Raw genomic sequence first — 13,647 nt, 5'->3', positions numbered from 1 at the left:
GTCGTCCTTACCGACTGTCGGCGGTTGCATCGGCCGACGTCAACTTGCCGCCTCCACGTACTGGACTTTCTACTCTTGACTGGAGACCCAATGACGGAGCCAGACGAGGACCTCGAGGCAGAAGTCGACGCGGCGGTCGCGCCGGCTGTCGAGGACTGGTGGCACGAGGTCTTGGCTGTGGAACGGGCCTACGAGCCGGACCCTCCCGAGATCATCCGCCGCATGGAGCTCAACGGGCTGAAGGACCCCGAGAACTCGTGAGCCAAGTGCCCGGGAAGTCGGCCGACCCAATGGAAGGATTGTCGAACGAGGGAGTTCGGTAGTCGCCACCACTCTTGGCGGCCCCTTTTCATCGGAGCGCTGGTCACCGCGACGATGAGCGGGTCAGAGAACAGAGTAGGAGCGCCAAGGATGGTGATGAAGGCGAGCTTTGCGAAACAGCTTGAGCCACACCGAAGCAGAAGGTGCGTAGCGTGCTTCGCCCGGCTGCGATGGCGCCGGCCCGTCGCCTGTTGGCGCTACACACGATCGTGCCCTTGACGACCACTTCGACTGAAAGTCGACTTAGAGTCGATGGCAGGTCGCGGTCGGGGTCGCACTCGTCCACAGAAGTGAAGTCGGGATCAGGAGCGACGCATGCCGAAGCATGGTCAGGCGACCGAGCCCAACCTGCGGACGAAGTGGGCGCTACTAGCCGTCGGTTCTGTCCTGATCGTCGCAGCCGGCCTGTACCTCGGTCTACATATGCCCTGGTATGACGTCGGCGGCACCCGTCTACCGGTATGCCGTGCTCCGTGGCGACCTCCGGAAGAGCGGTTCTGGACGGTGATGCGCAGCTCCCCGTCCGTGGGACCGGAATTTGTAACGTCGTGCCAGAGTCGCAACGCTGTACTCGCCCCGCTAGCTGGCCTCATGGTGGCCGCTCCTCCGGTGACGCTGATGGTGCTCGCCTGGCGCCGCCGAACCGCTTCGCGCTCCATCAGCGTGTGAGAACTTTCTTTACGTCTTCAAGCCGGCCCTGACGGGCCGGACCGGGCGGCTCCGCAGCCGGCACGCCTCCTGCCTTCGGCCCGGCGGCCGGCGCGGCCCACGCCCGGCCACGTCCATAGCGCCACTTACATCGTCAACAGCTCCATCACGTCGAGCTTCCATCAGCGCCACCAGCGTTGGACTGGCCAGGGAGGGAGGGGCGCCTCAGTCCATCGGGTCGGGCTGTAGTTTCTATATACTTCTCGATTCGGCTCACTTAGGTGTGGAATCGGGCCTTCAGTGACGAACGGCGGCGGTGCTAGCGGCACCCGCATTCTCTCCGTGACATGCTTGCTGGGGCGCTCGAAGGCCCACCGTGAGGAAGCGGCGATGATTTCCCGATTAAGCTCGGCCGTTTCGGCTTCATCCAACCTCGGCGTTAGATCTGTTCGTATGCCGGGAAGAGCCATGGACAGCAACTTCCTGGGGGATAGGGGGAAAATGATAACGCCTGCCGAGGCGATTCCTGCTCGCTCCTCCCGAAGATTCCCAGGTCCACCGATACGAATCAGAGGTTCATCGCAGGTTACGAGAACTCCTGGCGTCTCGTGAACGAACCACTCTCTCTGTAGCAGATGACCGCCCAATTCGTCGGCCACTTCTGCGGCGCGCCCAACTAGCGCCGCACGCTGCGGAGCGAGGATGACGTCTCCCCGCAGGATCGCGTCGAGGCCCTTCCTGGCTCTCGCAACGCTCTTAGGATCATTCGGGTAACCCTGTTCCTCGAGGCGCCCACGAATGCCCTCATCCGTCATCCCCTCATGCTTGAGTCGAAAGATCTCGCTCTCCAGCAACTTGTTCTCTTCACGAAACGCGTTTCCTCGTGACAGTTGAAAACCTAAGAACCACGTGAACTTGGCCATCAACTTCGGGTCGACCTGGCTTGGCTGCTTGATGAGTAGCTCGTCGATCGCCGAGCGACCCCAGCCTTCTACCTCGCTCAACATCGTCTCGAAGAGGAGCGGCGGGACCTTCTCTGGATCGAGGTCGTCGGACTTCAGGCTATAGAAGTCAGTTTCGCGAGCCGCCTTCTCGGGTGATGTAATCCATGTACGAACCTCGTCAACTACAGTTACTCGAATCTGTCCTCGGTCGCTCCACCCGCGAAGGTAAGATGCCGGCACGAGGTGGTGTTTGCGCGCTGGTGAACCGAGTTCGTTTCTCTTGGCGCGCTCCATCATTGCGACGAATTCTGGCGGGAGTCGCTTGCGTCGGTCTCGTCGTCTGCTCATGCAGGTCCTTCTAGAAGCGCGGTATCTTGCATCGAGTATGGCTGTGGGGTCCGACAGAGCTTCCAGACACGAAAGAGGAGCAGGGCGCTCGCCGCCCCCGAACCCCAGGCGACCTCCGGGGAGGGGGGTAGGGCAGGTCTCCCCGCCGGCCACCGCGAGGGCGTAGCACCCCAGGGCCAGGGGGCCAGGTCGTTCAGCGCGTCGGGTGCTCCACCTGGCCCCCTGGCCCTGGCGCGCTTCGGGAGGACCTGGCCGACGGGGAGACCAACCGGCCGGCTCATGTCTGGACGACACCAAGCAGCTCGGGCACCGTGCCGGACATGACCGAGCAGGAGCAGGCCCAGGCCCAGGGCGAGCAGGACGCCTCGATCGCACTCGCCGAGGAGCACCACTGGCGGATCGTCGGCGGCGGCATGCTCACCGTCCACCCCGTCGAGGAGTGGGTCCCGCGAGCACACCGCCGCGCCTACCTCGACGGCGCCGCCTCCGTTCTCGGCTACCGGCCGCTGATCATGGCCTGACAGAGCAAGATCGTTCCCACACTTTTCCCCCACGGAATGATCGGGGAGAGGCCGCCCGAGCCGGTCACGCTCGGAACGGCGCCGCCGACGTCCGTTCAGCTCAGAGGCCGAATCAGCCACTGACCGCAACCGGCCGGAACAGGCCAACCAGGACGCGGCAAGTCAGGCGCGCCACGCTAGTTAACCTGTCGAGGGCTCTCAGATGTGGCAACGCGGCCTTCAGCACAAAGACGCAGCCTCCGGCCCCGGACTTTCGTGTCCCTGCCACAAGTTCGAACCCTGCTACCGAAAGGCCTGGGGGCCACCTCATCGTGATACTAGAGATATCCTCGGCGGGACCAGTCGCATTTCGGGCTGGCCGTGGTAACCGCGGGCGGAACCTGGGGTAGAGGGGAAGAAGAAGTCCCTCGGCGGTCCTGAACACGCCCGTGAAATCGCGGCTCTCGAGCTCGCCGCGGTATCTCCAGCGGCTTCAGGGTAGCCGTAGGCACGATGACCGACGGGTCGACGCTACCCGTAGCGGCACCAGCATAGCTGAACTCGAATTCCCATCGAGTCGTCACGGCATCGTCTGCACCCAACAGAAGAGTCATCGCGTATGTGCCTGCCTCCGGCAGGACTGACTGCATGTCATCAGGCGCGAAACTATATCCGACCTCAACCTCCAGCTGCCGCTCGTGAGTTGACGAAGAATGCCTGTAACGGAGGACGTCGACTCGCTGCCACATACCCGATATGATCGACTGCGGTTCCGAGCCCACGCTGGACCAGATGATCGGGCCAGCGGGCACAGGCAGCAGCCTCGGAAATTCTCGCTGTGAGTCTTGGCAAGAGTTGGCGCGGCTGCGTTGGACGACTCTTTCTAGACGCAGCTGCACACCGACTGCTGTTCTACGCCTGTGGGCCGCGACCACTCGCAACCGAATCCAGCTCGAGTTGGCTGTCGTAACGAAGTCCTCGTCTGATCCCTCGTCCTCAAGCTCCAGCCACAACACTGGACGACGTCTCTTGACCCAGTACACCTGAGCGAACAATGCGACAGTTACGGCCGCGATCGTGCCCAAGGCTTCGAGATAGGACGCAACGATCTCGGCAACATCAAAGCCACTCACTACAGCCCTCCGGATCGGCCTAGCCAAACACCCGTACTGATGATCCGAAGGTCTCCGCACCCACGCAGGAGGGTAGGGACGGCCGAGGTCGCTGCCGCGACCCGTGATGACGACGCGTTCCCCGGGGCGTACTCCCCTTCGCGTGTGATCGTGCAGACGATCTAGGGATCTGTCAACGATCTCTGAGATGTCGTGCGGAAAGCTCGCGCGCGCCCCTCCAGGCGGGTGTCGATCGACGGAGGGGCTCCGTGCGCCAGGCTCTACCGCTCGACGACCCGTCCAAATGAGGCTGCCCGGCGTCGTAACGGTGGCCCAGCTCAGGCCGCCGGAGGTCGACCGCGGCTGGGCTTGAGATCGACTGCTGAGGGCGGGATGGGGGCACCGGAGGCTCGAGAAGTTCACAGACAAGCCGAGTCAGCAGAAGCTAACGCCCGGTTAAGGGCCTAGGCGAGCCTTCATACCCTAGTCGCGTCGGCCCAGAAACACGGTCCGGCTCACAGCCGCTCCGGATTCCGCTATGGAACGGGCAACGCATGGTCTAAGTGATGCCATTTGAAGAAGGGCTCCTGGGAACTCTCGTACTCGGCGAGCGCCGAGCCCGCCAACGGGTTGATGATCTCGTCGAGATCTTGGGTCCAGTCTCCGATTGGGGCCTGGGCGACGATCGTGCCCGCCCTGGCGCCGATGTAGCCCCGCTCAAAAAGTTCGTCGCAGCCGATGGTGCAGGCGAGCATGGTGTTCGCGAGCTCGAGGCACTCGTCGGGCGTGCACACCGCCCGCCGCTTGATATGGGCTAGCCGCAGCAACCCAGCGGGTAGCCACCGACCACATAGAGAGCAGCCTGCGGTCTTGGCGCCCTTGAGTTTGGCCTTCCGCAGCTTGCTCTGCTCTCGGCGGATGAGGGCGAGCGCCTGGCCGCTAAGACCGTCAAGGCCGGTCAACAGCCTGTCGGGAACGAGGTCTTCGTCCTTCTCCACTGAGTCTTCCGCGGAGGGCTTGAGAGGCGCAGGGCCGACGATAGCGTTACCGCGTCTCATTGCCGACTCGCGGACCATCAGTAACGCGTCCCCGTCGAGGTCTGTGGCCGGCACGTCGGTTTCAACGATGAGGTTCGCGAGGTCGACCCGGTGGGGGTATATGGCGTCGGGCCACACAGGGCTCGTTGACTCGTACAGCGGACCCGCTATGCGCCCGATGGTCAACGACTGGAAGACGGCATGCTTCCATGGTTCGAGGTCGCCCTTTTTCGTTCGTGGCCACGGTCTCCCCACTGACTCGGGTTTGGCCACCTGGGCGAGGACGAGATAGGAGTCAGGGCCAGGGTCCTTCAGCAGCTGGGCCGCTTCCTTCGCTAGGTCGCCGTACCAAGGGTTCTTCCAGCCCCAGATGCGGTGCCCACGCCCAATCTCGAGATTCTGTTCAGCCTTCTCCCCGATGTAGACGTAGAAGTACCGGGTCATTGACCTTCCTCAAGAGGTAGTGCCGGGAAGCGCTGTTCGTTGCGGTCGATCTTTTCAGCGACTGCCGCCGCGACGTCTACGCCCGCGACCTCGGCGAACCGGAGCGCGTAGATCAGGACATCCGCAATCTCGTCCTGCACGCGGGCCTGGTCGGGCGGCTCGTCCGTCTGCCACTGATAGAGCTCGGCCAGCTCCCCGACCTCGCCAACCAGGGCGAGAAGCAAACTGCGCGGGTCGTGATAGCGGACCCAGTCCCGCGTTTCCGCGAACGCGCGAAGGCGCCGCTGGGTGGCTTCCGGCCAGTTCAGCGCCATACGCGGGGTCTATCACATTCGTCTGAGAGGGCGCTCGCCTCCACCCGCAGGATCGCCTGAAGTTAGCGCCACCGCGAAACTCGTCTCGATGGCACCCCGCGCCGGTTCCCAGCCTCCGCCGGAGTTGCTAGGCCGGCCACAGCTCTACGGTACGAGCGGCCCTCAGCTCAAGCTGACGGTAACCTCACCGAGAACCCAGTAGGCCGAAGCTTGCTCTATCGGTTTGCCGAAGCCGCCAAGAAGTGATCTATCTCGTCTGCAAGCGCCGCGGCGCGATTGCCAATATCGCGCAGGGCAGCCTCCGACAGACGAGCCCCGTCCGAGGCATCGCACGACACCTGCTCGAGACAAGACGCTACGCAGTCTCGGGCGGACCTCAGGCTTCTCGACGCGGTTCGCATGTTTCCCTCGAACCGCTGTCTAGCCAAGAATTCCTCACCAACCTCTGACATGTCGCTTAGACACGCCCAACAGACGAAATGGGCCCGTCCTTCGCAAGTTCCTGCATTCCTTGTCGAAGGTTCTCAGGTGAGAAAAGTTGACGGGCGTTCGAGCCCTCACTCGAACCACGATACAAGACCGCGTCTTCTGATTCCACCGCTAAGTGCATCCCGCTCGGGCCAGACTCGACATCTTTTGTGCCAGCGAAGAGCGTCATCGTCAGTGACCATAGCCGAGATTCAGAATTCTCACTCATCTCATCGACTCCCTGTGTCCGAGGTTGGTTTGCTTCGCATGGGCGGTACTTGTCGGTGGCATCACTTCAACGCACCTCGCAAGCGAATATCGGTCGTGTATTGCTCGTTAGATCGACGGGTGACGAGGTAGTACCGGGCCATCCGTCCAGCCCACGAGACGATCGACAAGAAGGTGTTGAGGAACATGGCCGAAACAAGACACACCCAAAGCCAATCATTTATGCCCAGCGTAGGCAACGAAGTAGAGGTGTCTATGACCTTTTGGGTGTCAAGGATGAAGATAGAAGCGGCCGCCAGGCTTAGGGCGAAGGTGCTCAGCGCTGAGGCTCGAGCAGATAACTCGGTGCCGAGGAGTGACTTGTCTGAGACTTTGTCGAGGCCGACCCACGCCGCAGAAGCTGCTGGAAAGGCCAGGATCAGCGCTGCGAACCCAACAAAACCAGTCGAATCTTGAGGGATGGGCAGGGTAAGCCCGATTACATATGTGAGGATGAGGGCAGAGATGGAGGCGATGCTTGCCTTGCCGATCGAACCAGGCGGAACCTCAAAGAATGTAAGAGTTACCGAAAGCTCATCGCTATGAGCTGTAGGCAAGAGCTCGAGATTTCGGTAGTAGCCGCGAAAGTAAGGCTGACCCAAGGGTCGGCGGAAACGCCCGGGAAGCTTGGCCTTCGGGTGGCCGGCCATCCCATAGTTCTCTGTTCCTCGTATTCGCTGATCCGCGAGGTACGAGTCCTCCGAGCCGTGAACCGTTATGTGGTATGACTGTGCCCACGACGCTCGACGCAGATCGATCTCTAGCTCTCCTGGCCGTCCCCCCAAGTAGGCGCTTATCCGTTCACTGAGCATCTTGAGACGCCCAGAAACAGAGTGCTGTCGGTGCCAACGAGGAGGAGCGTCGTGCTCCAGAGTCACAATGGCCCGGTTATTCTTTACGGCACCGATTGGGATAATTAAGATGACGGGATATTGTTCATAGAAGCGGGCGCCGAATGAAGCGATTTCGTCGATAAGGCCAGTGAATCGACCTGGTTCGGAAACAGCCTGCTCGATGTCTTGTATAAGGGTCTTCGCCTTATCGGTTAGGCGCTTGCTTTGTGCTTTTGCATCTTCGTAGTTGTCGCTATCCACCTTGCGCGTGCAGACGAGATTGAGCACCTTAAGTGAAAGTTTGTCGACTCTCTTATATAGGTTTGAAGGAAGACCTCTGCATGAGTAAGCCAGCGAACGGACAACGACAACCATCAGCTGACAATATTCTTCGTACGTAAGCGTGACAGTGGTGTCTTCGCCTTTTAGCCCAACGTGAAAGTTATCGTGCAGCTCGCCCTTCTTGATGAGCGTCAGCGGATAGAAAACGAAGTCGTCATCGTCTTTCGACGTCGGCTTATCGTAGAGAGCGCCCGCAAGTTCGGCTTCGCTGCGCCTCAGCTCTGCATCAAGGTCATGGTTTTCCGGCTCTGCCAAGCCGACCGTCGTGCTCCTATCCTCGCCATTACGGGCCGACGCGGCCGCGGTGGCGGGCGAAGGGCCAGTTCCAGATAGCGTGCCCGTTGACCCTGCGCTGGCAGCGAAGTGGTCTGCGACGGCTCCTGAGTCGATCGACCGAGATCGACATCCGATGGCAGCGGAGGCTGGGAAGTCGAGGACAAGACTCGTTCTAAGCTTCCGCCTGACTTGCCTCTGCATCGGCGTGATGTCTTCGACGATGCGACCCTGGTACCGCCGTGGTTCAGTGAGAAGAAGCATCAGGCGACTAACAGTAACCTCGTCAATCCGCTGGCCGGCCACGAGATAATAGCCTTGATACTTGTTTCGGCTAAGCTCTACCGCCGACGCGGCGACTTCGGCGCTGTGGATGAATTCGTCGCCAACACTGTCCTGACTGTCTCTAGCTTCGGCTGTACTTGAGTCACTAGGTTTGTAACGTTTGACGACATTGGTCAAGAAGAGTAGGAACCCGATGAGGACTGAGGCGATCGTCAGACCGAAACGCGCGGTGTACGAGAACGAAGTGTAAGTAAGCAGAATCGGCGCAGGCACCATTAGAAATCCGCCCAAGGCCAGGCGGATCGCCCACGCGAACCCGATCATGGACATGGACGCTAGCACCCAGCCCTAGAAGAAAGGCTGACCTGCGGTTTCAGGTCGCCGAGCGGCAAGGGGCGAGGGCTAGGCGACACGCCGTGTCTGCCAGCTCGGTGCGTCAAACGGTCGATGTACTCCGCTGTACGGTCGCCTCGAGTGCAGATGCGGATGCATGTGCAGGAGCACTTGCAAAAGGAAGCGCCCTCTGCAACTTCGCACGTACGTATCTTGTGAAAGATCTGATCCCCCCGGGTCAGTTGCGAGTCCAGTCGGCCGCCCGATGCGCGCCAACTGCTCGCTCTCTGGCCAGTCGCAATCATTCGGTAGCGCGTTACGCGGTCCGAGCCTGAGATCAGCGCAACACCCGGACGGCGCTGAGGTATCACCTGTTTGGTCCATGCGAAGGGTCGAGTCTGTTGCGCGGAGCGCTTACGTAGCACTCGACGGAACCAGCCAGGCTCCTAGTGCTTCCTATAACCGCACCAAGGCATCGGCAGGGAGTAGGAGGTGCGCCTTCGCAGTCGACCGCTTGGCCGATCCGATGGCGCGGTTGTGGCCCGACAATCAGAGTCGCTCACACGGACCTGCCGGTCGTCGGTCGCCTGGAGGAGCCTGCGCGGTCGGGAGCGACCGCGATCGAAGGGCCAAGGCCCGGAGCTCGGAAGTGGCCCTAAGGCCCTCCGCCGCGACGCGAGGGCCGCCATGGCAACGCTTGGAGACGTGCGCGGCAGCGCAGCCCATACATCGAACCTGCATCAACGCCACTGCACGGAGAGGGACGCACGGTTTCGTGCTCGGCCGCGCGGGCACCAGCGATGGCTTACCGCGTGGTCCGAAGGTCCTTTCAGCCACTACTACGGATCAGAAGGTTAGGGGTTCGAATCCCTTCGGGCGCGCGCCGGTCGAGGCAGTTCAGAGGGGTCGCAGCAGCGCTGCGGCCCCTTTGTTTTGCCCAGGGGTCGACCGCGGCCGTCCGGAACGACGCGTTCGACCGCTTCCTCGCGAGATGTCCCGAAGGCACGATGGGCACCCTGTTCACACTCAGGGGTGTTCATGGACTCCGCGCTGACGACCGTCGGTCTGCCTGCCGCTCTCGCGGTCGTGATGCTGGGGCTCGGGCTGTCGCTGACCGTCGGCGACTTCGGCCGCGTGGCGCGACGGCCGGTGGCGGTCGTGGCGGCCCTGGTGACCCAGCTCGTCGTGCTGCCGGTGATCTGCTTCGGGCTGGTGATCGCGGCGGGGCTCGACCCACTGCTCGCCGTCGGGACCATGCTGCTCGCCGCGTCGCCCGGGGGCACGACCGCCAACCTGTTCAGCCATCTCTTCCGCGGGGACGTCGCCCTCAACATCACGCTGACGGCGGTCAACTCGGTGATCGCCGTGATCACCCTGCCGGTCGTCGTGAACCTGTCTCTCGCGTATTTCCGGCCCGTGGTCGAGGGCGGCCTCGGGCTCGACCTGAGCAAGACCGCCCAGGTCTTCGCCGTGGTCCTGGTCCCCGTGGTGATCGGCATGCTGATCCGGCGCGCGTCGCCCACCTTCGCCGACCGCGCCGACAGGCCCGTGCGCATCCTCTCGGCCGTGGTGCTGGTCGTGGTGATCGTCGGCGCGCTCCTGGGCGAGCGGGAGAACCTCGGTGAGTACCTGGCCGCGATCGGCCTCGTCGCCGCGGCGTTCTGCCTGATCAGCCTGACGTTGGGGTACCTGGTGCCCCGGCTGCTGCGCGTCGGGCACCCGCAGGCCGTGGCCTCCGCGTTCGAGGTCGGGATCCACAACAGCACGCTCGCGATCGCCGTCGCGGTGAGCGTCCTGCAGACCGAGCGGCTCGCGGTGCCGGCTGCTGTCTACGGCGTCCTCATGTTCCCGCTGGCCGTCGGCGCGGGCGCCCTCCTGCGCCGGCTCGCTCCTCGGACGGCGAGCGTCCCCGATGACGAGGTCGGCTCGTCCCGCACCCTGTCGTGACCTCGCGTCGTCGCGCGCCCACCCGTCGCTCCGAGACCTCGTCGGGTGTCTCGTGAGTTCCGGCCGCCTCCTCTTCGCCGGGATCCTCGTGAGCGACTACGAGGCGTCGGGGCCGTGGTTCGAGCGCCTCCTCGGCCGGGAGCCGTCGTTCCTCGCCTCGGACACCGAGGCCGTGTGGGAGCTGTCGGAGCAAGCTTGGCTCTACGTCAAGCAGGACCCCGGGCGCGCCGGGCACGCGGAGCTCATGATCGTCCCGGAGGACCTGGACGACGCCGTGCGCGGCGCCGCCGAGCGGGGGATCGCACCGGTACGGCACGAGGACTACCCGGGTGGCGCTCGCAAGATCGTCTTCCGCGACCCGGACGGCAACGAGATCGGGTTCGGCGGCGGGATCGGCTGAGTGAGGGTCAGCCCGCGCGGGGGACGGGCGCTGCGCGCACGACGTTCAGGCGTGCGGCCGCGCTCTCGGCGAGCAGGGAGTTGCGGCGTCGGACGATGGCCGTCGCGAGGTCGCGGGCCTTCTCGGTGAGGCCGTCGGGGTCCTCCTCGACGGGCGAGTTCGCGGTGCAGTGGTCGACGACCTCGACGATCGTCATGAGGGCCCGGGCGAGCTCGTCGAGGGTCTCGCTGCACCGGTCGAAGCGGTCGCCGTCCGGCGGCTGGGTGCGTTCGTGCTCGAGGAGCCCGGCGAGCGCCTCTGACGCCTGCCGGGCGAGCTGCGCCGCCGCCTCGTCCTTCTCCACGTCCGCTCTCATCATCCGTCGGGGACGACATGAGGATGTCCGCTGGGGGACCGGCCCAACCTCCGTCGGCCGACCGACGGACGGTGACATCGGGCTCGTCCGATCAGTGTGGGAGGACCCGGCCGGCGGGGGGACACCGACCGGGTCCGTTGCCGATCACGGGGGGCATGACCGGCGGCGATCATCCTTGCATGTGCAAGTACATCCGCAAAGGGCGGGTCCGGACGATCCGCCGGGTCCCGGAGGGCGTGCCACCATGGTCGCCGTCTGCGACGAGACGAGGGGGTGACGGGTGCGTATCCGACTGGCCGACGGTCCCTGTCAGGGCGACCACGACCTGACGATCGCCGAGGGCGCGAGCCTTCCCGAGGAGTTCCTGGTGCTGGTGGAACAGGGTCCGCGCCAGAAGGTCAGCGAGATCCACGGCGGCTCGATCCCCGGGATCAACACCTTCGCGGTGCACCGCCTGGCCCGGCGCGAGGGCGACGGCACGCCGGTCTACTCCTTCGCCGGGCGACGCGAGTCGCGGGGCTACTAGGGACACCTACCAGGGACACGTAGCCCCGGACACACGAGAGCCCCGGGGACGAGGTCCCCGGGGCTCGTGTGAACGTGTGGCGGGATCAGGACTTGAAGGCGTCCTTGATCTTCTCGCCGGCCTGCTTGACGTCGCCCTTGGTCTGGTCCTTCTTGCCCTCGGCGCGGAGGTCCTCGTCACCCTGAGCGGTGCCGGCCGCCTCCTTGACCTTGCCCTTGAGCTTGTCGGACTTGTTATCGATCTTGTCGTCGGCTCCCATGCCCCCGGTGTACCCCCGCGGACGGGGTGGTCAACCGTCCTCGGGCGCCAGCAGGACCCACAGTGGTCCGGACGCGAACGGCACGGGGGCGCCGCCGGCGTCGAGGACCCGGGTCGGATCGGTCGGGGCAGGCCGCGACCACCGCGCGGGGAAGGCACGGCCGTCGCGCAGCACCTCCGCCTCGCCCTCGCCGGTGGTCACGGCGTAGGGCGAGACCGCTCCGGCGGCGTCGCGGATGGCCGACGGCCGCGTCGTGACCTTCTGGACGAGCACGGTGGCGGCGCCGACCGGGTCGCCGCCGCCGGCCGGGACGACCGGGTCGCCGCCGGGCTCGACCACCCACCGGCCGCGCACGGCGTCCCAGGTCAGGCCCACGATGGCGGACCCGAACGCCACCTCGCGGTGCCGGACGACCTCGCCGCCCGCGGGGGTCGCGCCGAACCGGAAGCCGACGTCACGGGGTGGGGAGACCTCGCCGGCCGCGGCGAGCAGGGCCTCGGGGTCGGCGTACAGGTTCACCGGCGCGCGGCGGTCGGGATCGCGGCGGAACGCCGAGGCGGCGGTCGCGGGCGTCACGGCGACAAGCGGGGCGTTGGCGAGCGTGCCGGCCAGCTCGGGGGCGGAGCCGGAGAACGCCAGCGCCGGACGGCCGTAGGCGCCGAGCACCGTGACGTCCGACTCACGGGCGCTGCGCACCGGACCGACCGAGGCCGGGAGGCGCGACGAGAACACCGCGAGCAGCCGGGTCGTGCCGCCCTCGACGGGCTCGACGTAGACGACGTCGGCGTCCTCGACACCGGTCCACGGGCGGCCGGCGGGGGAGTTGTCCACCTTCACCGCGAGCACGGGCGCGTTCGACGACGCGGGCATCCCCGTCAACGGGGACACCTGCCGGTTCGCACCCGCGCAGCCGGCGGCCAGGGCGAGCACCGCCAGGACGAGCACCAGGCCCCGCGGCACCGCCACCTCCGTCCCGACTGCCGTCTCATCCGGGTCGAGCGCTCCCGGGCGGGTGCTCGCGGCGACCTATCATTCCGGTGTGACGTCCGCGAGCCCGGAGCCGGTGGATCCCGCGGGCCTGCGCGTCTCGGACACCGAGCGCGAGCAGGTCCAGCAGTTCCTGTCGCGGGCCATGGTGGCCGGGCAGATCACCCCCGCCGAGTACAGCGACCGCTCCGCCGCCGCGCTCGCCGCGCGGGTCCGGGGGGACCTCGTCGGCCTGCTCGACGACCTGCCGGGGGCATCGCTGCACGTCGAGCGCTCGGTCGACGTCCTCGACCTGCGCGCGGGGGTCGGCGGCGCGATCTCCCGGCGCGGGTACTGGCGGGTGCCGCCCGTGGTGCGCGTCCACAGCTGGGTCGGCGGGGTGACGCTGGACTTCACGGGCGCCGAGTGCACCGCGCCGGTGATCGCGGTCGAGCTGGCGACGGGGCTGTGCTCCCCGGTGCTCGTGCTGCCCGAGGGCGCCACGGCCGACGTCGACGACCTGCTCATCTCCGCGGGCAAGGTCCGCGACGACACGACCCACCGGCGCGAGCGCGGCACGCCGCACCTCGCGATCCGGGGAAAGCACAGTCTCGGCGACGTCGTCCTGCGCCATCCCCGCAAGCCTCGGTGGCGCCCGGGACGGAAGAAGACCACCGTGACGCGTGAGGGTGACGGCGCGCCGGGTCGCCGCACCCGGAGCTGAT

The 13,647-nt window shown here is 65.3% G+C and carries 13 protein-coding genes; 6 read left to right on the top strand and 7 right to left on the bottom strand.

What is annotated here, in order from left to right; genetic code table 11:
- The first annotated feature begins 90 nt into the window (after positions 1–90).
- Complete coding sequence (locus PH191_RS25085) at positions 91–261, top strand: hypothetical protein (protein WP_274197348.1); 171 nt, start codon at positions 91–93, stop codon at positions 259–261.
- Between the two features lie 890 nt (positions 262–1,151).
- On the opposite strand, the gene PH191_RS25080 is transcribed toward PH191_RS25085, so the two are convergent.
- The gene (locus tag PH191_RS25080) at positions 1,152–2,210 is read right to left on the bottom strand and encodes a DUF4238 domain-containing protein (protein WP_274197347.1); all 1,059 of its coding nucleotides are present in this window, start codon (positions 2,208–2,210) and stop codon (positions 1,152–1,154) included.
- Positions 2,211–2,581: 371 nt separating this feature from the next.
- Here PH191_RS25080 and PH191_RS25075 point away from each other — a divergent pair, with 371 nt between their 5' ends.
- Positions 2,582–2,782 (top strand): hypothetical protein, encoded by a 201-nt coding sequence (locus PH191_RS25075; protein WP_274197346.1) that lies wholly within the window; start codon positions 2,582–2,584, stop codon positions 2,780–2,782.
- 1,627 nt (positions 2,783–4,409) lie between these two features.
- Here the strand turns inward: PH191_RS25075 and PH191_RS25070 are convergent.
- From PH191_RS25070 to PH191_RS25060, 3 genes are all read right to left on the bottom strand, one after another.
- Positions 4,410–5,354: a hypothetical protein gene (locus PH191_RS25070; protein ID WP_274197345.1), complete on the bottom strand. Its 945-nt coding sequence runs from the start codon at positions 5,352–5,354 to the stop codon at positions 4,410–4,412.
- Complete coding sequence (locus PH191_RS25065) at positions 5,351–5,668, bottom strand: nucleotide pyrophosphohydrolase (protein WP_274197344.1); 318 nt, start codon at positions 5,666–5,668, stop codon at positions 5,351–5,353. The genes PH191_RS25070 and PH191_RS25065 overlap by 4 nt, the downstream gene beginning before the upstream one ends.
- 758 nt (positions 5,669–6,426) lie before the next feature.
- Positions 6,427–8,460: a hypothetical protein gene (locus PH191_RS25060; RefSeq protein ID WP_274197343.1), complete on the bottom strand. Its 2,034-nt coding sequence runs from the start codon at positions 8,458–8,460 to the stop codon at positions 6,427–6,429.
- Positions 8,461–9,507: 1,047 nt separating this feature from the next.
- On the opposite strand from PH191_RS25060, the gene PH191_RS25055 reads away from it, so the two are divergent.
- Complete coding sequence (locus tag PH191_RS25055) at positions 9,508–10,416, top strand: bile acid:sodium symporter family protein (protein WP_274197342.1); 909 nt, start codon at positions 9,508–9,510, stop codon at positions 10,414–10,416.
- A gap of 52 nt (positions 10,417–10,468) precedes the next feature.
- On the top strand, positions 10,469–10,816 hold the full coding sequence (locus PH191_RS25050) for a VOC family protein (protein WP_274197341.1): 348 nt from the start codon (positions 10,469–10,471) through the stop codon (positions 10,814–10,816).
- A 7-nt stretch (positions 10,817–10,823) separates the two neighbouring features.
- On the opposite strand, the gene PH191_RS25045 is transcribed toward PH191_RS25050, so the two are convergent.
- Positions 10,824–11,159, bottom strand: a complete 336-nt coding sequence (locus PH191_RS25045; protein WP_274197340.1) for a hypothetical protein — start codon at positions 11,157–11,159, stop codon at positions 10,824–10,826.
- A gap of 292 nt (positions 11,160–11,451) precedes the next feature.
- On the opposite strand from PH191_RS25045, the gene PH191_RS25040 reads away from it, so the two are divergent.
- Entirely contained in the window at positions 11,452–11,697 is a 246-nt protein-coding gene (locus PH191_RS25040) for a hypothetical protein (RefSeq protein ID WP_274197339.1), read from the top strand.
- A gap of 85 nt (positions 11,698–11,782) precedes the next feature.
- On the opposite strand, the gene PH191_RS25035 is transcribed toward PH191_RS25040, so the two are convergent.
- Positions 11,783–11,956 carry a CsbD family protein gene (locus PH191_RS25035; protein ID WP_274197338.1) on the bottom strand — a complete coding sequence of 58 codons (174 nt, stop codon included), beginning with the start codon at positions 11,954–11,956 and terminating at the stop codon, positions 11,783–11,785.
- 30 nt (positions 11,957–11,986) lie between these two features.
- Positions 11,987–12,916 (bottom strand): DUF3048 domain-containing protein, encoded by a 930-nt coding sequence (locus tag PH191_RS25030; protein WP_274197337.1) that lies wholly within the window; start codon positions 12,914–12,916, stop codon positions 11,987–11,989.
- A 79-nt stretch (positions 12,917–12,995) separates the two neighbouring features.
- Between PH191_RS25030 and PH191_RS25025 the strand changes: the two genes are divergently transcribed.
- Positions 12,996–13,646 (top strand): DUF1707 SHOCT-like domain-containing protein, encoded by a 651-nt coding sequence (locus tag PH191_RS25025; RefSeq protein WP_274197336.1) that lies wholly within the window; start codon positions 12,996–12,998, stop codon positions 13,644–13,646.
- Position 13,647: the final 1 nt, after the last annotated feature.

The sequence above is a fragment of the Actinomycetospora callitridis genome (genome assembly GCF_028737265.1).
GTDB lineage: Bacteria > Actinomycetota > Actinomycetes > Mycobacteriales > Pseudonocardiaceae > Actinomycetospora > Actinomycetospora callitridis.
Note: the sequence above shows the minus strand (reverse complement) of the source record. Positions and strands in the feature narration are given on the sequence as shown.